The organism is Stenotrophomonas sp. AS012628 (assembly GCF_010608305.1).
Lineage (GTDB): Bacteria > Pseudomonadota > Gammaproteobacteria > Xanthomonadales > Xanthomonadaceae > Stenotrophomonas > Stenotrophomonas geniculata.
In genome coordinates this window covers 24,880-47,383 of sequence record NZ_VMBJ01000011.1, presented here as the reverse complement: position 1 = coordinate 47,383, position 22,504 = coordinate 24,880, and the positions used below count along the sequence as shown (strand labels likewise).

19 protein-coding genes are annotated in these 22,504 nt (G+C 63.4%); 11 read left to right on the top strand and 8 right to left on the bottom strand.

The features are described from left to right. Positions 1–135 precede the first annotated feature (135 nt). The 7 genes from G5A07_RS07430 (at position 136) to G5A07_RS07400 (ending at position 8,748) form a co-directional block, all read left to right on the top strand. Positions 136–3,351: a DUF6531 domain-containing protein gene (locus G5A07_RS07430; protein ID WP_191863104.1), complete on the top strand. Its 3,216-nt coding sequence runs from the start codon at positions 136–138 to the stop codon at positions 3,349–3,351. Positions 3,352–3,366: 15 nt separating this feature from the next. Continuing rightward, the gene (locus G5A07_RS07425) at positions 3,367–5,547 is read left to right on the top strand and encodes an RHS repeat-associated core domain-containing protein (RefSeq protein WP_241886031.1); all 2,181 of its coding nucleotides are present in this window, start codon (positions 3,367–3,369) and stop codon (positions 5,545–5,547) included. Positions 5,548–5,558: 11 nt separating this feature from the next. Next, positions 5,559–5,957, top strand: coding sequence for a hypothetical protein (locus G5A07_RS07420; RefSeq protein WP_171954814.1), 399 nt, complete (start codon positions 5,559–5,561; stop codon positions 5,955–5,957). 938 nt (positions 5,958–6,895) lie between these two features. Then, on the top strand, positions 6,896–7,540 hold the full coding sequence (locus tag G5A07_RS07415; protein ID WP_171954813.1) for a hypothetical protein: 645 nt from the start codon (positions 6,896–6,898) through the stop codon (positions 7,538–7,540). Beyond that, entirely contained in the window at positions 7,534–7,830 is a 297-nt protein-coding gene (locus tag G5A07_RS07410) for a hypothetical protein (protein WP_054170625.1), read from the top strand. Before G5A07_RS07415 ends, G5A07_RS07410 begins: the two co-directional genes overlap by 7 nt. A gap of 9 nt (positions 7,831–7,839) precedes the next feature. After that, the gene (locus G5A07_RS07405; protein WP_215898980.1) at positions 7,840–8,022 is read left to right on the top strand and encodes a hypothetical protein; all 183 of its coding nucleotides are present in this window, start codon (positions 7,840–7,842) and stop codon (positions 8,020–8,022) included. A gap of 270 nt (positions 8,023–8,292) precedes the next feature. Next, entirely contained in the window at positions 8,293–8,748 is a 456-nt protein-coding gene (locus G5A07_RS07400; protein ID WP_230080518.1) for a hypothetical protein, read from the top strand. Positions 8,749–8,813: 65 nt separating this feature from the next. Here the strand turns inward: G5A07_RS07400 and G5A07_RS07395 are convergent, their stop codons facing one another. The 3 genes from G5A07_RS07395 to G5A07_RS07385 form a co-directional block, all read right to left on the bottom strand. Continuing rightward, a complete protein-coding gene (locus G5A07_RS07395) occupies positions 8,814–9,524 on the bottom strand; it encodes a 2OG-Fe(II) oxygenase (protein WP_014035427.1) in 711 nt (236 codons plus the stop codon). 108 nt (positions 9,525–9,632) lie between these two features. Beyond that, on the bottom strand, positions 9,633–10,649 hold the full coding sequence (locus G5A07_RS07390) for a class 1 fructose-bisphosphatase (protein WP_014035428.1): 1,017 nt from the start codon (positions 10,647–10,649) through the stop codon (positions 9,633–9,635). A 435-nt stretch (positions 10,650–11,084) separates the two neighbouring features. Then, positions 11,085–12,287 (bottom strand): amino acid aminotransferase, encoded by a 1,203-nt coding sequence (locus G5A07_RS07385; RefSeq protein WP_049453882.1) that lies wholly within the window; start codon positions 12,285–12,287, stop codon positions 11,085–11,087. A gap of 171 nt (positions 12,288–12,458) precedes the next feature. Between G5A07_RS07385 and G5A07_RS07380 the strand changes: the two genes are divergently transcribed. After that, a complete protein-coding gene (locus tag G5A07_RS07380) occupies positions 12,459–14,549 on the top strand; it encodes a TonB-dependent receptor (RefSeq protein WP_049453883.1) in 2,091 nt (696 codons plus the stop codon). Between the two features lie 42 nt (positions 14,550–14,591). Here G5A07_RS07380 and G5A07_RS07375 read toward each other — a convergent pair whose 3' ends face one another. Beyond that, positions 14,592–14,936 (bottom strand): hypothetical protein, encoded by a 345-nt coding sequence (locus G5A07_RS07375; RefSeq protein ID WP_191863103.1) that lies wholly within the window; start codon positions 14,934–14,936, stop codon positions 14,592–14,594. Between the two features lie 144 nt (positions 14,937–15,080). Between G5A07_RS07375 and G5A07_RS07370 the strand changes: the two genes are divergently transcribed. The 3 genes from G5A07_RS07370 to ligD all read left to right on the top strand — a co-directional run bounded on the left by G5A07_RS07370 (position 15,081) and on the right by ligD (position 19,013). Further along, complete coding sequence (locus G5A07_RS07370; RefSeq protein WP_049453885.1) at positions 15,081–15,479, top strand: hypothetical protein; 399 nt, start codon at positions 15,081–15,083, stop codon at positions 15,477–15,479. Positions 15,480–15,618: 139 nt separating this feature from the next. After that, positions 15,619–16,524 (top strand): Ku protein, encoded by a 906-nt coding sequence (locus G5A07_RS07365; protein ID WP_010487384.1) that lies wholly within the window; start codon positions 15,619–15,621, stop codon positions 16,522–16,524. 2 nt (positions 16,525–16,526) lie between these two features. Beyond that, the gene (gene ligD, locus G5A07_RS07360; protein ID WP_071305978.1) at positions 16,527–19,013 is read left to right on the top strand and encodes a DNA ligase D; all 2,487 of its coding nucleotides are present in this window, start codon (positions 16,527–16,529) and stop codon (positions 19,011–19,013) included. A 75-nt stretch (positions 19,014–19,088) separates the two neighbouring features. Here the strand turns inward: ligD and G5A07_RS07355 are convergent, their stop codons facing one another. The 4 genes from G5A07_RS07355 to G5A07_RS07340 all read right to left on the bottom strand — a co-directional run bounded on the left by G5A07_RS07355 (position 19,089) and on the right by G5A07_RS07340 (position 22,378). Further along, complete coding sequence (locus G5A07_RS07355) at positions 19,089–19,481, bottom strand: hypothetical protein (protein WP_019338569.1); 393 nt, start codon at positions 19,479–19,481, stop codon at positions 19,089–19,091. Between the two features lie 127 nt (positions 19,482–19,608). Then, a complete protein-coding gene (gene adhP, locus G5A07_RS07350) occupies positions 19,609–20,637 on the bottom strand; it encodes an alcohol dehydrogenase AdhP (RefSeq protein WP_071305979.1) in 1,029 nt (342 codons plus the stop codon). A 96-nt stretch (positions 20,638–20,733) separates the two neighbouring features. Further along, positions 20,734–21,372, bottom strand: coding sequence for a bifunctional 4-hydroxy-2-oxoglutarate aldolase/2-dehydro-3-deoxy-phosphogluconate aldolase (gene eda, locus G5A07_RS07345; protein WP_071305980.1), 639 nt, complete (start codon positions 21,370–21,372; stop codon positions 20,734–20,736). After that, positions 21,359–22,378 (bottom strand): sugar kinase, encoded by a 1,020-nt coding sequence (locus tag G5A07_RS07340; RefSeq protein WP_026346897.1) that lies wholly within the window; start codon positions 22,376–22,378, stop codon positions 21,359–21,361. Before G5A07_RS07340 ends, eda begins: the two co-directional genes overlap by 14 nt. Positions 22,379–22,504 lie beyond the last annotated feature (126 nt).

Below are 22,504 nucleotides of genomic sequence, written 5' to 3'. Positions count from 1 at the left end.
CTCATTGATGGGCAATGCACGAAAAACATTAGGTGCCTCCATTGCACCGTTACAGCGTGCTGTCATAGACTCGTTACAAACATGAATTCCCGATGACTGAATGAGTCGGTCTCGGATGAGGAGCTAGGCAAGCGCATGACGCACGTTGCAACGCGGAACACCCTGCAGTCCCGTCTTCTTCTTCTGCCGCTGCTTTCCCTGCCGATGGCATTGGCAACCGCGGCAAACACTCTCGAAACCGTTCAGGTCACCGCCAAACGCCCTGCTGGAGGTAGCGGTGTAGGTGGTTTTGGATTTGGCGGCGGCAGTGGTGTACACCTGTCCGAGTCTCAAATGGACAATGGCGGCGGCGGTGCAATTCCGACCGAAACCGCGAAGGAGCAGCCGACCGATGACAAAGAGAAGGATTGCAACGGCCGCAAGGGTAATCCTGTCGTTCTCTACAGCGGCAACAAGGTCGAACCAGAACTTGATTTCGCCAGCCAGGGCGAAATGGGCCTGTTCCTGCAGCGCAACTACAATCACTACTGGAGCGCGACCGGGCTGTTCGGCAATCACTGGCTGAGCAACTTCGACTATTCGCTCGCATTCACCGATGCAAATCAGCTGGCGTGGGTGCAACGGCCCGACGGTCGTCGCATCAAGTACCTCAAGGATCCGGCCAGCGGTCGCTGGTATGAGGACAAGGCCCAGCCCATCGCGTACCTCTCCGCGAACGGCGATGGCACGTTTACGCTTCGAAACGAAAACAACGGTACGGAGACCTACAACGCCGAGGGCTATATCACCCGACTCAGCAATGAGCAGGGCGTGAGCTGGACGTTCTCCTATGCTGACCGTTACCTGCAGAAGGTGACGCACTCCTCGGGACGCAGCGTCAGCTTTGGCTGGGCCAACGGACAGGTCAGCCAGGTGACCGATCCGGCCGGCAATATCTATCGCTACGCCTATACCCCCAATGTGTTCGGGAACGGACGTGGCCGGCTCGCCAGCACGACGCTGCCTGGCACACCTGCAACGACGATCAGTTACCACTACGAAGATGCCCGCTTCCCGGGTGCCCTGACTGGCAAGTCTTTTAATGGCGTGCGCTATTCCACGTTTGCGTACGACGCGGAGCGCCGCGCCATCAGCACAGAGCACAACGGTGGCATTGAGCGGTTCCGCTTCAGCTACGCCGTACGCAGCACCGAACCGGTGCTTCCGCCCCCCGCTCCGACTCGACCCGGCGGTGTCCGTGCCGATGAAGAGCGTGGATGGTGCGAACAGCGCACCGGAGGCTCACGGATCTGCTATCAACCGCGCTCGCTGCCTGTTGACTCGCTGCCGATGGAGAGCGCTCTCGGTATGACGGCCGCCGCTGCGCCGAGCCTTACGCGGCCCGTCGATATTGATGTCACTGTGATCAACCCTCTTGGTCGCAGCACCACTTACACGTTCAAGGACGGAAAGATGGTATCGACCAAGGGTGATCCGTCGCCGAACTGCCCTGCCAGCTACAAGGAGCAGAGTTATGACGCCAACGGATATCCGGATCTGGTCCATGATTTCCAGGACAATCTGACCAACTTCGACTACAGCGCACAGGGTTACCTGCTGAAGCGGGTGGAAGCGGTCGGGAGCTCGGCCGAACGTACGACGTTGCAGGAGTGGGATACCACGCGCAACCGACTCCTCAAGACAACGGTGGTGGGTGATCTTGAAGTTGCCTATTCCTATGACGATCGCGGAAACGTGGCCAGCGCAACCGAGCGCAATCTGACGGCACGTGGAGTGCCCAGCCAGACGCGAGTGACCCGAAGCACGTATACCTATCACCCAAACGGATTGAAGGCCTCCATCAAAGTCGATGGACCGCTTGCGCAGGACGACGTCACCTCCGTTTTCAACAGCCAGGGCGATCTGACCAGTGTCACCAACGCGCTTGGTCATACGATCAGCTATTCCAACTACAACGGACTGGGGCTGCCGGGGCGCATCGTCAACGCGAACGGTGGTGTGCGAGAGTTGACGTATGACGGCCGTGGCCGCGTTGTGTCCGACAGAACCAGTTCGGGAACTGGCTGGGCGACGACCGCCATTGGCTACACCGCTGCAGGTGACATCGCCTCGCTTACCCAGCCTGATGGCGTGACAGTCCGCTACGGCTACGATGCAGGGCGCCGCCTGACGCAGGAAGTCCGTTCAATGGGGGACGGCAAGTGGGCGTGGACCCGTCATAGCTACAACAACGCTTCCAATCGCACGCGCACTGAGGTTTCACAAACCGACTATCCGATGGATTCGATGGTGAGCGGCGTGATTGACGAAATCACTCATGATGCGCAGTGGAACTGGTTCGTGCGTGGCTGGGCCTGTTCCACTGGCTCGGCTGGGTCAATCCAGGTGGACGGTTACGCCGACGGCAACGTCTACCTGGGTAGCACACAAGCAAACCTTGCCAGCGAGCCAGGAGTTGCAGCGGCTTGCCAAGCATCAGGGAGTGCCTATAGGTATCAGTTGCCGATATCGCTAGCCCAGAGGCAGCAGTTCGGCGGCCGCAAGTTCTCCGTCTACGGCCAATCTCCGCAGGGCCGCGGCCAGGACCGACCGCTCGCGAACTCAGGCGTGTTTGCGATTCCAACGGCAAACATCGTTGGTGACATCGGCGGCGTGACCCAGGACGGCAACTGGAACTTCTTTATTGAAGGCTGGGCCTGCTCAGTTGGCGTGGACGCCTCGATCGACGTACACGTCTATGCCGGTGGCGCAGCTGGTGGCGGCACATTCGTCGCTTCGGGCCGCGCCAACTTGGCGACCGACGGAAACGTTGCCAACGCGTGCCAGGCACGCGGAAGTGCCTATTGGTTCAAGATCCCTCTTGACGGCAACGTAAGATCGAATCACGGGGGCAAAGCACTATACGTGCACGGAATCTCGCCTGTTGGCGGTCCGAACCTGACCATCAACCGTTCGGGTACATTCACGATACCGGCAGTGGTACGCAACGCAGAACTCGTCAGCGCCTCGGCATCACCCCGTCAGATATTCAATGGTGGCTCATCGGAGCTGACGTTCCAGTTCCGCAATACCGGGAACGTCGTCTGGAATCCTGGCGACACCTATCTGGCATTCGGAATTCTTCAGCTCAATGAAAGCATGGGCCTAACTGGGCCGGTGCCGCCCGGGGCAGTTGCAACCTTTACTAAGAGCGTTGGTCCGAAGAATACCGGGAATGGCAACGTCAGCTTCATCTACAAGGCGCAGATGGCCTCTGGCGGCGCTGCGTGGGGCGTGGAAGGGAGGACGACATTGTCTGTTGAGAACAACAAGGGAAGCTGTGGTCGTGTCACCTGCGAACGGCCTCGGTAACAAAGGACTGTCCATATGTCAGCACTGACGCTTGCCCTGATCGGGCTGAACGCTGTTGTCTCCGTCAACACATACGAGTACGACGAACTGGGCCGTGTGATCGTCGAGCGCGGCAACGGCGTACAGAATGTGCGCTATGCCTATGACACGGAGGGACGCGTCACCCAGGTCACCGATTCGCAGAATCGGGCTACCCGGATGAGCTATGACGCTCGCGGTCGCTTGATCCAATCAATCGATGCTGCTGGAGGGACGACGCAGATTGCGTACGATCATGCAGATCGTCCGATCCGAGTGAGCGATCCGCGCAATCTGGTCACCACCTATGAGTTCGATGGCTTCGGCCAGATATGGAAACAGGTGAGTCCGGATACGGGAACGACACAGCACCAGTACGATGCTGCAGGTCTGCGGACATCGACGGCCCGGGCCGATGGCAGCGTCGTCTCCTTCGGCTACGACGGTCTGGGACGAATGACTTCTGCGAGCGCAGAAGGCCGAACGATGGGTTATAGCTATGATTGGTGCGGCAACGGTAAAGGTCAGCTGTGCGGCACTTCAGGGCCCGGAACCGCCACCCATTTTGCCTATACACCGAACGGACAGCTGCAGATAAGGCGCGACTTCACCGATCTGTCTGGTCAGAAGACGGACTACAGCACCACCTATGGATACGACGGCATCAATCGCCTGAGCCAGATCACCTATCCCAACGGTGACAAGGCGACCTACACATATGGCTCCCAAGGAAAACCAAGTGCGTTGATGGCGACGGTCGACGGGACTCAACGCTCAATCATCTCCCAGGCCAACTGGAAGGTCACGGGAGCGCATGAGTGGCTGGCCTATGGCAACGGGCTTGCCCGGGGCTACAACCACGATCAGGAGGGGCGGCTGACCGCAATGTCGGTCTGGGGACCCAATGGCAGCAAGGTCAGCTATTGGGACTATCAGTACAGCGGCGATGGCGAAATCACCGCCATTGTCGACGCTGTCGACCCGAACATGACCCAGTTGATCGGCTACGACGCGTTGAGTCGTATGACCAAGCTGACCCGCTTCGGTGTCATCAACAATCTTTCCTACGATGCCGGCGGCAATCACGACCGCTATCAGGCAGGCAATCAGCTGACCCAATACAGCATCGACCCGGGGAGCAACCGGGTGCTGAACTACACCAACCAGGACGGCAGCCGTCAGTACCAGTACGACGCATTGGGAAATCGCATCAGCGAAACCGCCGGCAGCCGGATCAGCACCTATGAATACGACGCCTTCAATCGCATGAGCCGCAGCAACATCGGTGGCACTGCGACTGACTACGTGCTCAATGCGCAGGGGCAGCGCGTTGCGAAGGTCAACAAGAACATCAACAGCCGCTACTTCTACGCTGGCCAGAACCAGCTCATGACTGAGCTGAACAACGGCGTGTGGACCAATTATTTCTGGTTTGATGGAGAGCTGGTGGGATTGGCGCGAAGCGGGCAGCACAATTACGTGCATACCGATCATTTGGGACGCCCGGAGTTCGTCACCAGCCCAAGCCAGCAGACCGTCTGGAAGGCGTACAACTACGCCTATGGGCGCAGTGTCCAGAAGGATGAGATTGGCGGGTTGAACATTGGCTTCCCGGGCCAGTACTACGACGCGGAAAGCGGCCTCTGGTACAACGGCTTCCGCGACTATGACGCGAGTATTGGCCGGTACGTGCAGAGTGATCCGATTGGATTGGCGGGGGGGATGAACACTTACGCGTACGCGGAGAGCAACCCGGTTAACGGTGTCGATCCGTTGGGACTTGCCAAGATCATCCTCTTCAAGAAGGAAGAGGAGAAGTTCTACCAAGGCGCACAGTCAATGCCAGACGTCCAAGGTCGTTGGGCGATCTACGCTCACATGAGCCCCAACGTCGTGCAGAATGACAAAAAGGGTGGCGCAAGAATGAATGTTGCGGACGTTGCAGCAATGCTTAAAAAAGCAGGATGGAAGCCAGGCGAGCCTGTGGACTTTATGGGCTGTCGCTCCGCGCAAGGAGACCATTCAATAGCCGAGCGATTTTCAAAGGCCTACAACACGCCGACCACAGGTGCAACAAATTACATGTGGTTCAATCCAGGCGGGGTTTCTGGAATATGGGGAAAATCTGAGGAAGGAAAGAAAGATACAGATAATCCTGGTCTATTCATGTCCTTCTAGGGGAAAATTCAATGAAGACCTATATGAAGGTGTTCGCCATCATGGTTGCTTCTTTCGCGATAGGATTCTTTGCTTCGCAGACAATGCAGCAACGCGGTTCATTGGCTGAAGAATTGAAGGGGCAAGACACCTATGCGCCCACAGGCATCTCCCTGAGTGACTCCCAACTATCGGATCTGGGGATCAAGGCAGAAAGCGGCGACATACCCGCAATGCGAAAGCTCTACCTTTATCATGAGTTTGTATCCGGGCACGAGATTGAAGCCCAGAGATGGCAACGGAGAATGGCTGATGCTGGTGACGTAGAAAGCCAGGCTGCGATTCTGTCCAGACTTGCGCTTTCATCCAAGGAGGGTGGAACTGGTCGTGAGAACATTCTGGGTGTCTGTATGAGATGGTACAAAGATTGAAGGGGATTCCGGGCAATCGTCCAAATGCTCATCTTGGCGATCCAGTGCAGGTATTCGTACAGAACAATAAGTGATCCGCCGTGCTCGGATTCAATCGGGCTGCATGATGATTGGATGGGAGGATGGGAATGAGATGGGGCCAGACCGCCCTTCCTCGATCTTGAGGGTTGTTTCCAGTGAATCGGGAGCAGGTCCAGATATTCAAGTGGCGACCGCAGAAGAGGACGGAAATCAACATCAGCCTCCGCCGGCGTCCAAGCATTCAACGGGCACAGCAAGGCGGCGTGGCTGTCGAATGGACGCTCGCGTGCGTGGGAGGGCGTCCCGGGCAAGGGGGACTCAATCATCGAGGAGGGCCTACCGCCGCCGTGAGGGAGCAATCCCGGCGAAGCCTGCGCGGGCAGCCGCCGATCACCCTGGGCTGCCTGTAGCGATCCATCTGCTCCCGGCGGAGCTGTAGAGGTTACAACCGTCCGCTGCGGTGGCAAGGGTATTCGGTCGACCATAGGATGACCGGTCAATCGTGGATGCCTGTCGAAGGGAAGTCGGGGGAAAAGGGTGAATAGGGAGCGATTGAGAACGACGGTTCTTCCAGTTGGGCGGGCAATCAGCGTTGGAGCGCTGGTGTACTTCTATAGCAAGGCGTTGTCCCTCTACCGCCTTGTCAGAGAGTGCCTGGATCATGTGGATGACATCTCTGCATTTGAGTACTGCAAGGGATATCCCGACTCCATCCAGTTCCAGCTCATCGGTATGACGATCTCGTTCTTCATGATCCTTCTGATAAACCATCGGATGGGAACTTCCAGCACGAACCTTCCAGGCTGAACCCCCGGCCAACCCCTTGGCGACAGGTGGATGTTCTCCGATTCTTGTGAGACCTGTGCCCAAGGCCATGTACATGGCAGCAGCCTTTCATATGGAGCTTGAATCTGAGGATGAAGTCTTCGGTCTACAGACCCTGCTGCTTCATCTCCCTCGTACTCGGAACGCAGCCTGTCCATGCGGAGGAAGTGCACGAATGCATCGTAGTTCCGCATGCATCGATTGCCACTGAAATGCCAGCCAGTCTGGACGAGTTCGAGCAACATCTTTGGACGGCAAACACAGGTCAGAGGGTGCGCAAGGGCACGGACACCCTCCTTCTACTGCGCCTCTTCTCGGAGTCACCGGGTGTGATGGATTCCCAGGAGTTCATCAAGATCACCGGCATCCTGACGGGATACACTCCGTCATCTGAAGGGATGCCGGAGGTGCTCGATGCACGGCTGACCAGTGGCAGCGCGGGCTTCGCGTACAAGGGAGACTACTGGTTGACCAATTCAGCGGACGTCGAACTACATCAGCCGCACGAGCGCGATGGTCGGATGGAAGTCAAAGTGACGGCTGTCGGATGGAACAGCTATCGAAAAGAAGGTCGTTCCTTCTATCTCCAGTTCACATGTCAACTCAATGAAATTCCGGTCGAGAAGCTCAGTGCCTGGCAAGGCGGCGACGGCAATCTCTGGCGATCCTTTGGGCCACTCGATAACCGAGTGGATCAGCCTACAAGCAACTACTTCTGCAACGACTGGCTATGTTGAAGGTGGAAATTGAATCCCTGAGGTTCTACTCACGATTCGACGAAGATGCGTTCTTCTCAAGGTTGAGCAAAACATCGGGTGTGGTGTCTGTTGAGGGATTTCTCAGGACGATCAATGTCTCTGTTGATCCGTCGGCTGTGGATGAGGACGGTATGAGAGAGCTGATCTCGCTGTTCCAACGCTATGGAATAGACATGCGCCAGCTGCGAGAGCTGGAGACGAAAGAATTCAGTACATGGATGCGGAACAGATCCGCCTACTGGTTCAAGTCGATGTATCCGGACCCGTGAGCACATGACATGAAGATCATCTACTGGCTGGGCATCGCGTTCCTGTGGATGCTTCCATTGAACGTTCTCCTGCTGACGACCGGCAAGCTGATGTCAGGCGACGCGCTTGGAGACCAGGAGTTCGTCGGCCTGGGCGTGGCAGTATTCGGTGCAGCGGCAGGCGGCATCCTCTATCGCCGCCGCCCGCGGTAGCGTCGAGCACGAACGACCGCGTTCCAGGCTCAGTATTGCAGGAGCGTTGGTCGGAGGTCTCGGCATGGCGGCCATCATCCGATGGCGCAACTATTGTCGTAGGTGTTTCTGGGGAATCACGCGTGACGCTGCGTTACCACGGGTTGTTGGAGTTCTTTTGGGACACCACTGAGCCAGGGTTGGCAGGCGCAGTGGATTCAAGGCCTCCAAGGAACATCATGCGCCACGGTTGAAAGACAACGGCTAATGCGAATGCCAAGAAAGAGATCATTGGCCCAATTGATTGGGTACCTTGTCGCAGCTGTCTTGGTCGGCGGGACCTACCTTTCCACGTTCAGCTCCATCGAAGGTGGCGATTGGACCGGGAAGCCAACAGAAGCAGAGCTGCGCGCTGCTACCCAAACCTTTGAACTCCCTTCAGGGGGCCATCCCACGAACGTGAGCTTCTTACCGAAGGTCACGTTCATGGGTGCGGTTTTCGAAGCCAACCTCGAATCTGATCCAGAGCAGATCGCTGCCTTCTTCATCAAACAAGCCGCAAGCAAGCGGTGGCGACTACAGAAGGACAAACGACAGCGCTACTACCGATTGTTGGTCTTTTGCGAGGATCGTCTGGCGCGCTCGGTAGAGCTGACGGTGAGAGGCAGTACGGTCAAGCTCTACGGAGGTACCTACTGGGACTCGGACAGGAACGGCGATTACTACTGCTCTACGAATGCCCGGTAGTCCACCAATGGCATAAGGTACATCGCTGAATGCCGGCTCCCATCGGGAGGGTGCACACGATGACCTCAGCCTCCCCCGAACAACTTCTGCGCACTCTGGAACAGGATCCAGCTGGTGGCGATGAACTTGTCGCCACCCTGTGGCCGATTGCCGCGATGGGTGTGGGTGAACGCCGTCGGCGCAATCAGCAAACTGCCGGTGCGCGGCGCGATCTTCCGCCCCTGGAACAGGAACTCGGTCTCGCCTTCGTCAAAGTCGTCGTTGAGGTACAGCGTCCACAGCACGTGCCGGTGCAGGGTCTCGGCCTGCGCATCCTTCGGGTACAGCTCGCAGTGCCAGTAGGGGTAACCACCCTCGCCCGCCGCATACCACTGCAGGTTGATGGCGCCGGGGCGCAGGCAGGTCCGCGCAAGATCCGCCAGTTGCTGTGGCGGCATGTCGGGGAAGTCCTCGGCAGACAGGCGTCGCGGTTGGCCGTTGCTGTCCTGGATCTGCAACATCAGCGGCGCAATCAACGCCTGTGGATAACGGCGTAGATAAGTCAGCAGGCCGTTGAACACCGCGATCTGCAGCTGCTGGTCGACATCCTGCCAGCCGTCCAGGCCACTGATGCGCAGATCCTTGCTGTGCTTGAGTTCCGGGAACACGCCACTGCCCACGGCACCGGGCTGCAGGCCACGCGTGGCGCGCAGGCGTTCAACGATGGCCGCGCAGACCTCGCTGGGGACGGCGTTGTGGATGACTTCGATGAAATCGACCGGGCCCTGCTCGTGCATGCGTGCATTCCTTAGGCGGCAACGGCTTGATGGTGCCGTTTGCCGCCCTCGGTGTCACCCCACGGTCATGTCATCGAACTGCCATGACCGCTGTCAGGCGATAGGCCCTCAGCCCTGCGCGTCGTCGTGCGCGTGGTGGTAGCGCACGGCTTCGGCCACTTCCTCGCGCGAGCCGAGGAACACCGGCACGCGCTGGTGCAGCTGGTCGGGCTGGATGTCGAGGATGCGCTCGCGGCCGGTCCAGGCAGCACCGCCGGCCTGTTCGACCAGCAGGCCCATCGGGTTGGCTTCGTACATCAGGCGCAGCTTGCCGGCCTTGGACGGGTCCTTCTTGTCCCACGGATAGATGAAGATGCCGCCGCGGGTCAGGATGCGATGCACGTCGGCCACCATGCTGGCGATCCAGCGCATGTTGAAGTTCTTGCCGCGCGCGCCTTCCTTGCCCGCCAGCAGGTCGCCCACGTAGGCCTGCATCGGCGCTTCCCAGTGACGCTGGTTGGACATGTTGATGGCGAATTCCTGGGTGGCCGCCGGGATCTGCATGTTCTCGGTGGTCAGCACGAACTCGCCCTTCTCGCGGTCCAGAGTGAAGGCATGGGTACCGTGGCCGACGGTCAGCACCAGCTGGGTGCTGGGCCCGTAGATGCAGTAGCCGGCGGCGATCTGCTTGCTGCCCGGCTGCAGGAAGGCGTCATCGCCCGGAAGTTCGACGTTGGTCGGGCAGCGCAGTACCGAGAAGATGGTGCCGACGGAGACGTTGACGTCGATGTTGGAGCTGCCGTCGAGGGGATCGAACAGCAGCAGGAAATCACCACGCGGGTAGATGTCCGGCACCGGCTGGCTGTGGTCCATTTCTTCGGAAGCGCAGGCGGCGAGGTGGCCACCCCAGGCGTTGGCTTCGAGCAGGATCTCGTTGCTGATCACATCCAGCTTCTTCTGCGCTTCGCCCTGCACGTTGCCGGTACCGGCGTCGCCGAGCACGCCACCGAGGGCGCCCTTGCTGACGGCGATGGAGATGCTGGTGCAGGCGCGGGCGACGACCGCGATCAGCTGGCGCAGGTCGGCATTGATGCGGCCGGCGTGCTGTTCCTGGATCAGGAAGCGGGTCAACGAAGTACGGGACATGGTCGGGCAGGTCTCGGCAGCGGGAAAACGCCTATTGTCGCCCGTATGGCGGCGCCGTGCGTGAGCGCGGGAAGGCGTAATCGTTTCCAGATGCGTTGCGCTGTCGGCGCCTTCCTTCATGGAGGCGCAGGGCGAGGCACACCGTGGCCAGGACACGCCGTAAACCCCACTCCGTGGTCCGGCCCAGCCGCTGGCGGCTGTGCGTTCTGGCGCTTGCGAGGCATGCCTCGCAGGCAAAGCGCCCTCACCCATGGGGGCTCGGTCGGCGCATCCATGCGCCTCACGGTCCTGGCCACGGTGTGCCTCGCCCTGCGCTTCAGGGTTCGCCGCGAGCGCGGAGGGTGTGGCAAAGGCAGAGGCAAAGCAGAAGCAAAGCAGAAGCAAAAACAAAGGCGCCTTTCGGCGCCTTTGTTCTCAAACCCGTGCAGCCTTGCTTCAGCCCTTGGCGACGGTGGCCACGGCCTTGGCGACGTATTCCAGGTTGTTCTGGTTCAGCGCGGCCACGCAGATGCGGCCGGTGCCGACGGCGTAGATGCCGAACTCGTCGCGCAGGCGTTCGACCTGCTCGCGGCTCAGGCCGGAATACGAGAACATGCCGGCCTGTTCGTTGATGAAGCCGAACTGCGGGGCACCTGCAGCGGCCAGCTTCTCGACCAGGCCCTGGCGCAGGGCGTGGATGCGCTCGCGCATCTCGGTCAGCTCCTGCTCCCACATCGCACGCAGTTCCGGGTTGGTCAGCACGCCGGCCACCAGCGCGGCACCGTGGGTGGACGGGCTGGAGTAGATGGTGCGGATCACGCGCTTGACCTGCGACTGCACGGCCTTGGCGTCAACGGCGGTCGGCGCCACCATCGACAGCGCACCCACGCGCTCGCCGTACAGCGAGAACGACTTGGAGTACGAGTTGGCGACGATGAAGCTGTCGATGCCTGCTTCGGCGATGATGCGCACCGCGGCGCCGTCCTGTTCGATGCCCTTGTCGAAGCCCTGGTAGGCCATGTCGATGAAGGGGAACAGCTGGCGGTCCTTCAGCAGCTGCGCGACCTGCTTCCACTGGCTGACCGTGAGGTCGGCACCGGTGGGGTTGTGGCAGCAGGCATGCAGCAGCACCACGGTGCCGGCTTCCAGCTTGCCCAGGTCGGCCAGCATGCCGTCGAAATCAACCCCATGGGTGGTCGGGTCGAAGTAGGTGTAGTCCAGCACCTCGAAACCGGCCGCGCTGAACACGGCGCGGTGGTTTTCCCAGCTCGGGTTGCTCAGCGCAACGGTGGCGTGCGGCAGCAGCTTCTTCAGCACGTCGGCGCCGACGCGCAGCGCACCGCTGCCACCAACGGTCTGTGCGGTGGTGACGCGGCCGGCGGCCAGCAGCGGCGAGTCCTTGCCGAACACCAGCTCACGCGTGGCCTGCGTGTACGCCGGCAGGCCATCGATTGGCAGATAGCCGCGCGGTTTGGCTTCAGCGGCGAGCTGCTGCTCGATCTGCTTGACGGCGCGCAGCAGCGGAATGCGGCCGCTCTCGTCGTAGTAGATGCCCACACCCAGGTTGACCTTGGTCGGGCGGCTGTCGGCGTTGTACGCCTCGGTCAGGCCCAGGATCGGGTCGCCTGGGACCAGTTCCACGTTTGCAAAGAAGGACACGGCGGTACTCGTTCGGTAGACGGAAAGGGGGAGGAATTGCGCCACGCGGTTCGCGGCTTTTCGGCCGGAAACAGCCCATCGTAACAAAGCCTGCCGGGGCTGGCCGCCGCCATCGTCATCCGCGGCCCCGTACCATGGCGTGCGTTGCCGCCCGATCCATCAACCTGAATCATGAATCCCGCCGCACGACGCTGTTGCCTTCCGCTGTCTGCCCTGCTGCTGTCGCCCTGGACAGCGGTGGCCGAGCCTGCGCCCACCGCCCTGCCTGCGGTGCAGGTACAGGCCGCACGGGTGCCGGGCATCGACCCGTTCGCGCTGCCGGCCAGCCAGGACACGGTCTGGATCGATGCCAGCCGCGCTGGCACCGGCGCGCAGCTGTCCGAGGCGCTGGCCGGGGTACCGGGGCTGCTGGCGCGCGACCGGCAGAACTTCGCGCAGGACACGCAGCTGTCGATCCGTGGCTTCGGCGCGCGCTCGACCTTCGGTGTGCGCGGGGTGCGGGTGTTGATCGACGGCGTGCCGGCCACCATGCCCGATGGCCAGGGCCAGCTGTCACACGCCAGCCTGCTGGGCGCCGAGCGCATCGACGTGCTGCGCGGGCCGTTCTCGGCGCTGTACGGCAACTCCTCCGGTGGCGTGCTGCAGGTCTGGAGCGCGCAGGGCCAGGCCGGCGACCCGTGGCGGTTGCGGCTCAACGCTGGTGCCGACAACACGCTCAGTGTCGGCGCGCAGCTGAAGGGTGCCGGCCAACTGCTGGACTACAACATCGCCGCCAATCACCTCCGCACCGATGGCTGGCGGGACCACAGCCGTGCGCGCCGTGAATCGCTCAACGCACGCATCGGTGGTGCGCTGGGCGGTGGGCGGCTGGAGCTGTTGCTCAATGCGCTCGATGCCCCCGATGCACAGGATCCGCTGGGCCTGACCCGTGCCCAGGTGGCGGCTGATCCGCGCCAGGCCACGGCGGTGGCGCACCCGTACAACACCCGCAAATCGGTGCGCCAGCAGCAGGCCGGCCTGCGCTGGACCCGTGAAACGGGAGCGCAGCGCTGGCAGTTGATGGGCTATGCCGGGCAGCGCGCGGTGACCCAGTTCCTGCCCATTCCGCCCACGGCGCAGGCCAATCCGCTGCATGCCGGCGGCGTGATCGATCTGGACGCCGGCTACGGCGGGCTGGACGCGCGCTGGGGCTGGCACGGCGATCTGGCCGGGCGACCGCTGGACCTGGTGGCCGGGCTCAGCGCCGACCGCCAGCGCCAGCATCGGACCGGCTACGAGAACTTCCTCGGCAGCACGCTGGGCGTACGGGGGCGCCTGCGCAGAGACCAGATCGACACCGTGCATAACGTCGATCAGTTCGCGCAGGCGTGGTGGCAGTGGAGTCCACGCTGGTCATTGCTGGCTGGCCTGCGCCACAGCACCGTGCGCTTCGAATCCGACGACCGCTACATCATCGGCCGCAACCCGGATGACAGTGGCCGCCGGCGCTACCAGGCCACCACGCCGGTGGCCGGGATCAGCTTTGAGGCCAGCCCGCAGTGGCGGCTGCATGCTGCGGTCGGCCGCGGTTTCGAAACCCCCACCTTCAACGAACTGGGCTATCGCGCCGACGGGCAGGCGGGATTGGCACTGGATCTGGCGGCCGCCCGCAGCCGCAATCTGGAGATTGGCAGCAAGTGGCACGCGCAGGGCGGAATCCAGCTCGATATCAGCCTGTTCCGTGCAGATACCGACAATGAGCTGGCCGTTGCCAGCAACACCGGAGGGCGCAGCACCTATCGCAACATTGGCCGCACCCGCCGCCAGGGCGTGGAACTGCAGTACCGACAGCCGCTGGCCGAGCAATTGGAACTGCAGTTGGCCTGGACCTGGCTGCAGGCGCAGGTGCGCTCGCCTTACCTGACCTCGAACAACGTGGTCGCGGCGGGCAGTCGCTTGCCGGGTGTGCCGCGCCAGCAGGCGTTCGCCCGCCTGCAGTGGAGCCCCGCCGACTGGCAATGGGCACTGGAGGCCACGGCCAGCAGCGATACCGTGGTCAACGACGTCGCCACCGAACGGGCGCCGGGCTTTGCCCTGTTGCACGTGGAGGGCGGACGCCGCTGGACCCTGCCCGGCGGTGAACTGCGTGCCTTCGCGCGGCTGGAGAACGTGCTGGACCAGGCCTACATCGGCTCGGTGATCGTCAACGATGGCAATGGCCGCTACTACGAGCCCGGGCCGGGACGGCGGGCCAGCGTGGGTGTGCAGTGGTCGTGGCGCTAGCGCGGGACCGCTGCGCGCGCCGGGCAGGGCCCGGCGCTACCGTCAATCGGGGGCCTTGGCCGGTACGAACGGCGAGGTCGGGTCGCTGGCGGGGAAGGTTTCCTCCAGCGCCTCGTCCTGGTTGTCGCTGGCGCGCTGCTTGCGCTCGCGGCGCTTGAGCGGGCTCTCTTGGCCACCGCGATGGCGGTCACCGCCATCCTTGCGGTCCTGGGCCGCCTGTTCAGCCACATGTTTCACCGGCAGATGGTCGTCACCGTGCTCGGCATCGAAGAACGGCGCACCGGTGCCGCGGTAGTCGGCGTTGTCGGCATCGCGCTTGCCGCGCTGTTCACCGGGAAGGGGCGGGTGGTTTTCCCGCATCGGGTCTCGTGAGGTCTCTCGGCTCATGGTCTGGTACCTGCACTCGGGGCTCCCACTACACCGCCCTGCAGGTAAAGCCACTGCGAACCTGGCGTCATGAACATCTCGCTCACCCCCCGGTAACGGCACCGCGCGTATTCCTGCCCACCCGCCCCGCTGCAGGAGCCGGCCATGCCCCGTCTTGAACGACCCGCACCGTCCGTGTTCAACGCCCTGCTCGATCCGCTTGGCCAGCGCACCGCCCAGCGCCGCACGCGCCGCCAGGAAGATCCGCAGGCGGTGGCACAGGATTACCTGCAGTACATGCTCAGCGATTACGAGGAGAGGCGTGGCCAGAGCCACCGCAACTGGCGTGATCTGTGCCCGGTGTATGCCTTCGCGCTGACCACCCATGCCGCGGATTGGCCACGTGCTGATGCCGCCGATACCTGCGAGGAACTGGCCGAGCACTGGGAGCAGATGCGCGGGCAGTCGCGGTTGAGCTGGTCGCAGGCACGGCCGGTGGTGGAGGACGCCTGGCGCGCACTGGACCATATTCCGGCGGCGGCGGTGAGGCCGTTGCTGCAGTAGTGGCGGGCGCTTGAAGCAGCCGAGCGCGGGCTCGGCTCTACAGCAAAGTGGTCGCGCCACCTGACGTGCACGGCACGGACACGGTTGGTTTACGCCCTCCGGCCCACGCTGGGCACCCTGCCCCGCCAAAGGTACGCCCATGGCCCGCCCGATCTGGACCGGCACGCTGTCGTTTGGCCTGCTCAATGTGCCCGTGTCGCTGATGTCCGGCGAACGCAAGGTCGATCTGCAGTTCCGCATGCTCGACTCCCGCGATCGCAAGCCGATCCGTTTCGAACGGGTCAACGCCGACACCGGCGAGGAAGTGCCCTGGAAGGACATCGTCAAAGCCTACGAGTACGACAAGGGCAGCTATGTCGTGCTGGAGGAAGGCGACATCCGCTCGGCCGCACCGGAGAGCCACGAAGCGGTGGAAGTGGAATCGTTCGTGGATGCGGCGCAGATCGACCCGCGTTACTACGAGAAACCCTATCTGCTGGTACCTGGCAAGAAGGCCGAAAAGGGCTACGTGCTCCTGCGCGAAACGCTGCGCAGCACCGGCAAGGTGGGCATCGCGCGGGTGGTGGTACGCACGCGCGAATACCTGTGCGCGGTGATGCCGCATGAGGACGCGCTGGTGCTGATGATCCTGCGCTATCCGCAGGAACTGGTGGATCCCGAGGATTACAAGCTGCCCACCGGCAAGCTGTCCGACTACCGCATCACCAGCAAGGAAACGGCGATGGCCGAACAGTTGATCGAGTCGATGGCCGGCGACTGGGATCCGTCGCAGTACCACGATGAATTCCGCGAGCGCCTGCAGCAGGTGCTGAACAAGCGCATCAAGTCCAAGGGCGGCACCACGCGGGTGGACGATGAGCCGGCACCGCGCGAGGACGCCAGTACCAACGTGGTCGATTTCATGGCGCTGCTGCAGAAGAGCCTGGATGCGAACACGCGCACGCCGGCGAAGAAGACGGCGACGCGCAAGGCACCGGCGAAGAAGGCTGCGAAGAAGACCGCCAAAAAGGCCGTGAAGAAAACCACCCGGCGCAAGGCAGGTTGACCATGTCGCTGCACCAGTACCGCCGCAAACGCCGACTTGGCGGTGGCGCCGGGCAGACACCGGAGCCTGACGACACGCGCGTCCGCGGTGATCCGAGGCGGCGGCCGACCTTCGTCATCCAGCTGCACCATGCCAGCTCGCGCCACTACGACTTCCGCCTTGAGATGGACGGCGTGCTGAAGAGCTGGGCGGTGCCGAAAGGTCCTTCGCTTCGCGTCGGTGAGAAGCGGTTGGCCGTGGAAGTGGAAGATCACCCGCTGTCCTACGCCACCTTCGAAGGAGACATTCCCGAAGGCCACTACGGCGCGGGCCACGTCGAGGTGTTTGATCAGGGTACCTGGGCCTGCGAAGGTGATCCTCTGCAGGCACTGGCGGCAGGAAAGATCGACTTCGTGCTGCATGGGCAACGCCTGGCCGGTGGCTGGAAGCTGGTGCGCACCGCGATGAAAGGACGCCAGGTGCAATGGCTGCTGATCAAGCGCGACGATGGTGAAGGGCGCGACGCCGAGGCGGATGACCTGCTGACGGCACCGATGCCGAAACGAGCACCTGCGGCGAAGAAGCGTTCCGCAGGGAAGGCGGTGCGCTCGGTCCCCGCCGCACGGACGACCACACGCAAGGCCGATGCGCGCTGGCATGCATGCGCACTGCAGCTGCACGGCGCACGTGATACGCCCTATCCCCGCGGGTTCAAACCGCAGTTGACCGATCATCGCGACAGTGCCCCGGACGGCGAGCGCTGGCTGCATGAGATCAAGTGGGATGGCTATCGGCTGCTGGCCGACCTGCACGATGGCGAGGTGAAACTCCGCTCGCGCAACGGCCTGGACTGGACGGCCGATTTTCCCGAGGTCGTGCAGGCCGTGCGGGCGCTGCCGGTGCGTGATGCGCGACTGGACGGTGAGCTGGTGGTGCTGGACAAGGAAGGACGCAGTGACTTCGCAGCGTTGCAGCGCGTGATCGACGGCAGTTCGAAACAACCACTGCGCTACATCGTGTTCGATCTTCCGGGTGTGGCGGGCGTGGACATCAGTCGTGCACCGCTGGTGGAGCGCAAGGCGCTGCTGAAGGACCTCATCGGGCCCGCGCCCGGCACCCTGGCCTTCAGCGAACACGTGATCGACCATGGGCCGCAGGTATTCGATGCCAGCGGCGAGGCCGGCTTTGAAGGCATCGTCAGCAAGCAGGTGGATGCGCCGTACGTGAATACCCGCGCGCGCAGCTGGGTGAAGGTGAAGCACGAAGACAACGACGAGTTCGTGATTGTCGGCTACACGGCACCCAAGGGTTCCCGGGTGGGATTCGGTTCGCTGCTTCTGGCCACGCCGGACAAGGCTGGCCTGCGCTATGTCGGCCGCGTTGGCACCGGCTTCGACGATGAAAGCCTGCGTGCGCTGCTCAAGGCACTGCGGCCATTGGCAGTGAAGACGCCCGTGCTGCAGTTGCCGGCGCATGTGCCGTTCCGCGCTGCCAGCGTACGCTGGGTGACACCAGTGGCGGTGGCGGAGGTGGCGTTCCGTGGCTGGGGCAAGGAAGGCCTGCTGCGCCAGGCCAGTTTCAAGCGGCTGCGCAGCGACAAGCAGAAGGAGGACCTGGGAATGAGCACCGCAGATGCCGAAGCCGGAGGTGAGGTCCAGATCACTCATCCGGAGCGGGTGGTGTTTCCAAAGCAGAAACTGCGCAAGGGCGACGTGGCCGACTACTATCAGCGCATGGCGCGCTGGATCCTGCCCGAAATCGCCGGACGACCACTGTCACTGCTGCGCTGCCCGGACGGCGTAGGCAAGGCTTGTTTCTTCCAGAAGCACCATGGTCCCGGCCTGGGCGATGCGGTACATGCGGTGCCCCTGCAGCAGAAAAGCGGCCGCGAGGATTACGTCTACATCGACGACACGCGCGGCCTGCTGCAGCTGGTGCAGATGAACACCCTGGAGCTGCATCCCTGGGGCGCGACCGTGGCCGATCCCGAACATCCGGATCGTCTGGTGTTCGATCTCGACCCCGGCGAAGGTGTCAGCTGGGCACAGGTGAAAGCCGGTGCACGCGATGTGCGCGACCGCCTGCAGCAGGTGGGCCTGAAGAGCTTCGTACGCCTGTCCGGTGGCAAGGGCGTGCACGTGGTGGTGCCGCTGCAGCCCAAGGCAGGCTGGGACGAGGCGAAGGCGTTCTGCGAGGCGTTCGCGCAGGCAATGGCGCTGGAGCAGCCTGATCGCTATGTGGCGACGATGAGCAAGGCCAAGCGCGGCGGGGTGATCTTCATCGACTGGCTGCGCAACACAAGGGGTGCTACCAGCGTGTGCTCGTGGTCGCTGCGCGCGCGCGACAGTGCCGGCGTGGCGGTGCCGCTGCGCTGGGAAGAGCTTGCACGCGTCAGTGCGGCCGACGCGTTTCCGATGGCCAAGGCACTGGCGCGCGCGAAGCGGCTGAAGGGTGACCCATGGCAGGGCATCGCGCGGTTGAAGCAGACGCTGCCGCGCATGGACCTGTAGAGCCGAGCCCATGCTCGGCTTGCATGCACATCGACACAGGCAGCCGAGCATGGGCTCGGCTCTACAGGGGCGGCGTTACCTTGCGTCGCGCGACGCGCGGCGGCCGAACCACCAGCCGGCCAGCAGCTGCAACGGCAGCGATGCCAGCAGCGAAATGACGAACCAGAGCGGGAAATCAGCGCCTGCGGCCCACACCGCGTAGCCGCAGCCCAGCGCGATCAGTGACCAGATGGAAAAACCATGCGAACGCGGCCAGCAGGGCGCGTAGTAGGTGGCGAAGGAAATGCCGGCGACGCCACCGAGCACGCTGAAGGCCAGGTCCCACCCCAGCTGCACGCTGTTGTTGTCCGGCGACATGCCCACCAGCGGGGGCAGCCAGCTGGCGACGCTGCTGACCAGCGCAAGCGACAGCACGCCGCCGATCAGGGCGACGAAGGACAGGAACAGGGTCTTGAGCAGGGCGGGCATGCGCGCATTGTAAGGCTGCGCGAAGTGCCTGGGGTTGCTGGCCTGCGGCCGGTACTACCGATGGATCGGCATGGCCGCCGCGTCCGTGGGAGAGGGGGACGGAGCGACGGCGGCCATGCACAGGCGGTCAGGCGGCGAAGTCGAGCACCACGCGGCCTTCGATGGTGCCCGCGTGCATGCGCGCGAACACCTCGTTGATGTTTTCCAGGCGATCGGTGCTGACCGTGGCGGCAACCTTGCCTTCGGCAGCGAACTGCAACGACTCCTGCAGGTCCAGCCGGGTGCCGACGATCGAGCCGCGCACGGTGATGCCGTTGAGCACCATGCCGAAGATGTCCAGCGGGAAGTTGCCCGGCGGCAGACCGTTGAGCGAAACGGTACCGCCACGGCGGACCATGCCCAGCGCCTGCTCGAACGCTTTCGGCGACACCGCCGTGACCAGGGCGCCGTGCGCGCCGCCGATTTCCTTCTTCAGGAAGGCAGCGGGGTCGGTGGTGCGCGCGTTGACGGTGATCTGCGCGCCGAGCTGCCGGGCCAACGCCAGCTTGTTGTCGTCCACGTCCACCGCCGCCACGTTCAGGCCCATTGCGCGGGCGTACTGCACGGCCATGTGGCCCAGGCCGCCGATGCCGGAAATCACCACCCAGTCCCCTGGCTTGGTGTCGGTCACCTTCAGGCCCTTGTAGACGGTCACGCCGGCGCACAGCACCGGCGCGATCTCGACAAAGCCCACGTCCTTCGGAAGCAGGCCGACATAGTTGGCATCGGCCAGTGCGTACTCGGCGAAGCCGCCGTTGACCGAGTAGCCGGTGTTGCGCTGCGTCTCGCACAGCGTTTCCCAGCCGCCCAGGCAGTGTTCGCAATGGCCACACGCCGAGTACAACCAGGGGATGCCGACCCTGTCGCCTTCCTTGACGTGCCCTACCCCGCCTCCCACGGCCACGATGTGCCCCACGCCCTCGTGACCGGGGATGAATGGCGGGTTCGGTTTCACCGGCCAGTCGCCCTCGGCGGCGTGCAGGTCGGTGTGGCAGACACCACAGGCCTCGATCCTGACCAGTACCTCGCCCGCCCCCGGGCGTGGTACCGAGACTTCCTCGATGACCAGTGGCTTGCCGAACTCACGCACGACAGCGGCCTTCATGGTGGAATTCATGTTCGGATCTCCGTAGTGCGCTTGCCCACAGAATGACGCCGGCACGAGGCCGGCGCTTTGATCACGATCAAACCTTTGAAGATCCGTGCGCCGGGTTCAGCTGGCCAGCACCGAGGCCTCGCGGGCGAGGCGCTCGATGGCCTCCCAGTCGCGGGTCTGCAGCAGTGCCGGCGTGGTCAACCACGAGCCACCCACGCACAGCACGTTGGGCAGGTGCAGGAACTGCGGCGCGGTCTGCGCGCTGATGCCACCGGTCGGGCAGAAGCGCACGTCGGCGAATGGACCGTGCCAGGCCGCCAGCAGCGCGGCACCGCCGGCCTGCACGGCGGGAAAGAACTTGAACGTGTCTTGGCCGTGCTCCAGGCCCAGGATCAGGTCCGAGGCCGTGGCCGCACCGGGCAGGTACGGCAGGTCGGCATCGCGCGCGGCCGCGTACAGTGCCGGCGTGGCGCCGGGGGACACCGCGAAACGCGCTCCGGCCTGCTTCACCGCCTGCATCTGCGCCGGGGTAAGAACGGTGCCGGCACCGATCACCGCGTCCGGTACGGCCTCGACCATGGCCGTGATCGCGTCCAGCGCCTGCGGCGTGCGCAGGGTCACTTCGATCACCGGCAGGCCGCCGCGGAACAGGGCCTGGGCCACTTCGACCGCGTCATTCACGTCTTCGGGGGTGTACACCGGAATCACCGGTGCCAGTTTCAGGACCGCGCGTACGCGCGGATCAGCGGCGGACATCGAATCGCTCCTCGCCCATCAGGGCCAGCACGTCAGCTTCGCTGACAGGATTGAAATCGCCGGGGATGGAGTGCTTCAGCGCCCCGGCGGCCAGGCCGAACCGCACGGTGGCGTCGGCATCAAGGCCGGACAGGATGCCATGCAGGATGCCGGCCGCGAAGGCATCACCGCCACCGATGCGGTCGACGATGCCCTGCAGATGACGCAGTGGGGCCTGTGCGCGGGTTCCGTCGCAACCCAGCAACACAGCGCCCAGCACATGGTGGTCCACGCTCAGCACCTGCCGCTGCGTGCAGGCCATCCACTGCAGTTGCGGAAAGGCACCGAACGCGGCGGCAGCGGCCGCGTCGATCCGCTCCATCAGGTCCGGCTGGGTGAAGCGGGTGCCCAGTACGACCTCCATGTCGCGGTAGTCGGCGAACACGATGTCGGCCTGCGCGAACAGTTCGCGCAATACCGCCTGCGCATCGCCTCCCCAGCGCTGCCAGAGGCGGGGCCGGAAATTGCCGTCGAAGGAGACGCGGACACCGGCCTGTCTTGCCGCGCGCGCCGCCGCCAGCGTGGCCGCCGCCACGTGCGGGCCCAACGCCGGGCTGACCCCGGAGACGTGCAGCCACTGCGCGTCCTGCAGCAGCGCTGGCCAGTCGTAGTCGGCTGCAGTGCTGCGCGCGAACGCCGAATCCGCGCGGTCGTAGACCACTTCGCTCGCGCGCTGTACCGCGCCGGTGGTGAGGAAGTACAGGCCCATGCGGCCCTCGGCGTCCTCGCGCACACCGCGCGTATCCACGCCGTGCCGCCGCAGTTCACCCAGTACATGCGCCCCCAGCGCATTGCCGGCCACGGTGCTGACCATGGCCACCTGATGTCCAAGCCGGGACAGCGAGACACCCACGTTGGCTTCGGCCCCTCCCACATGGACCTGGAGTTGCGGCGACTGCAGCAGCAGTTCGTTGCCGGGGGCACCCAGGCGCAGCAACAACTCTCCAAAACACACGATACGACCCATCTCAGCTCCTTCACGCGTGCCACCAGCATGGGACACTGCATGGCGTGTAAGTGGACCACGCGAGGGGCGTGGCGATTGGCTAGCGGTGTCATTCTAGACCGAAGACGCCTTGAGAGCGCTTGGGCT

Bases quoted from the DNA above. Each gene is read 5' to 3' on its own strand.
- G5A07_RS07430 (WP_191863104.1), top strand. From the start codon at position 136: ATGACGCACGTTGCAACGCGGAACACCCTGCAGTCCCGTCTTCTTCTT.
- G5A07_RS07425 (WP_241886031.1), top strand. From the start codon at position 3,367: ATGTCAGCACTGACGCTTGCCCTGATCGGGCTGAACGCTGTTGTCTCC.
- G5A07_RS07420 (WP_171954814.1), top strand. From the start codon at position 5,559: ATGAAGACCTATATGAAGGTGTTCGCCATCATGGTTGCTTCTTTCGCG.
- G5A07_RS07415 (WP_171954813.1), top strand. From the start codon at position 6,896: ATGAAGTCTTCGGTCTACAGACCCTGCTGCTTCATCTCCCTCGTACTC.
- G5A07_RS07410 (WP_054170625.1), top strand. From the start codon at position 7,534: ATGTTGAAGGTGGAAATTGAATCCCTGAGGTTCTACTCACGATTCGAC.
- G5A07_RS07405 (WP_215898980.1), top strand. From the start codon at position 7,840: ATGAAGATCATCTACTGGCTGGGCATCGCGTTCCTGTGGATGCTTCCA.
- G5A07_RS07395 (WP_014035427.1), bottom strand. From the start codon at position 9,524: ATGCACGAGCAGGGCCCGGTCGATTTCATCGAAGTCATCCACAACGCC.
- G5A07_RS07390 (WP_014035428.1), bottom strand. From the start codon at position 10,649: ATGTCCCGTACTTCGTTGACCCGCTTCCTGATCCAGGAACAGCACGCC.
- G5A07_RS07380 (WP_049453883.1), top strand. From the start codon at position 12,459: ATGAATCCCGCCGCACGACGCTGTTGCCTTCCGCTGTCTGCCCTGCTG.
- G5A07_RS07375 (WP_191863103.1), bottom strand. From the start codon at position 14,936: ATGAGCCGAGAGACCTCACGAGACCCGATGCGGGAAAACCACCCGCCC.
- G5A07_RS07370 (WP_049453885.1), top strand. From the start codon at position 15,081: ATGCCCCGTCTTGAACGACCCGCACCGTCCGTGTTCAACGCCCTGCTC.
- G5A07_RS07365 (WP_010487384.1), top strand. From the start codon at position 15,619: ATGGCCCGCCCGATCTGGACCGGCACGCTGTCGTTTGGCCTGCTCAAT.
- ligD (WP_071305978.1), top strand. From the start codon at position 16,527: ATGTCGCTGCACCAGTACCGCCGCAAACGCCGACTTGGCGGTGGCGCC.
- G5A07_RS07355 (WP_019338569.1), bottom strand. From the start codon at position 19,481: ATGCCCGCCCTGCTCAAGACCCTGTTCCTGTCCTTCGTCGCCCTGATC.
- adhP (WP_071305979.1), bottom strand. From the start codon at position 20,637: ATGAATTCCACCATGAAGGCCGCTGTCGTGCGTGAGTTCGGCAAGCCA.
- eda (WP_071305980.1), bottom strand. From the start codon at position 21,372: ATGTCCGCCGCTGATCCGCGCGTACGCGCGGTCCTGAAACTGGCACCG.
- G5A07_RS07340 (WP_026346897.1), bottom strand. From the start codon at position 22,378: ATGGGTCGTATCGTGTGTTTTGGAGAGTTGTTGCTGCGCCTGGGTGCC.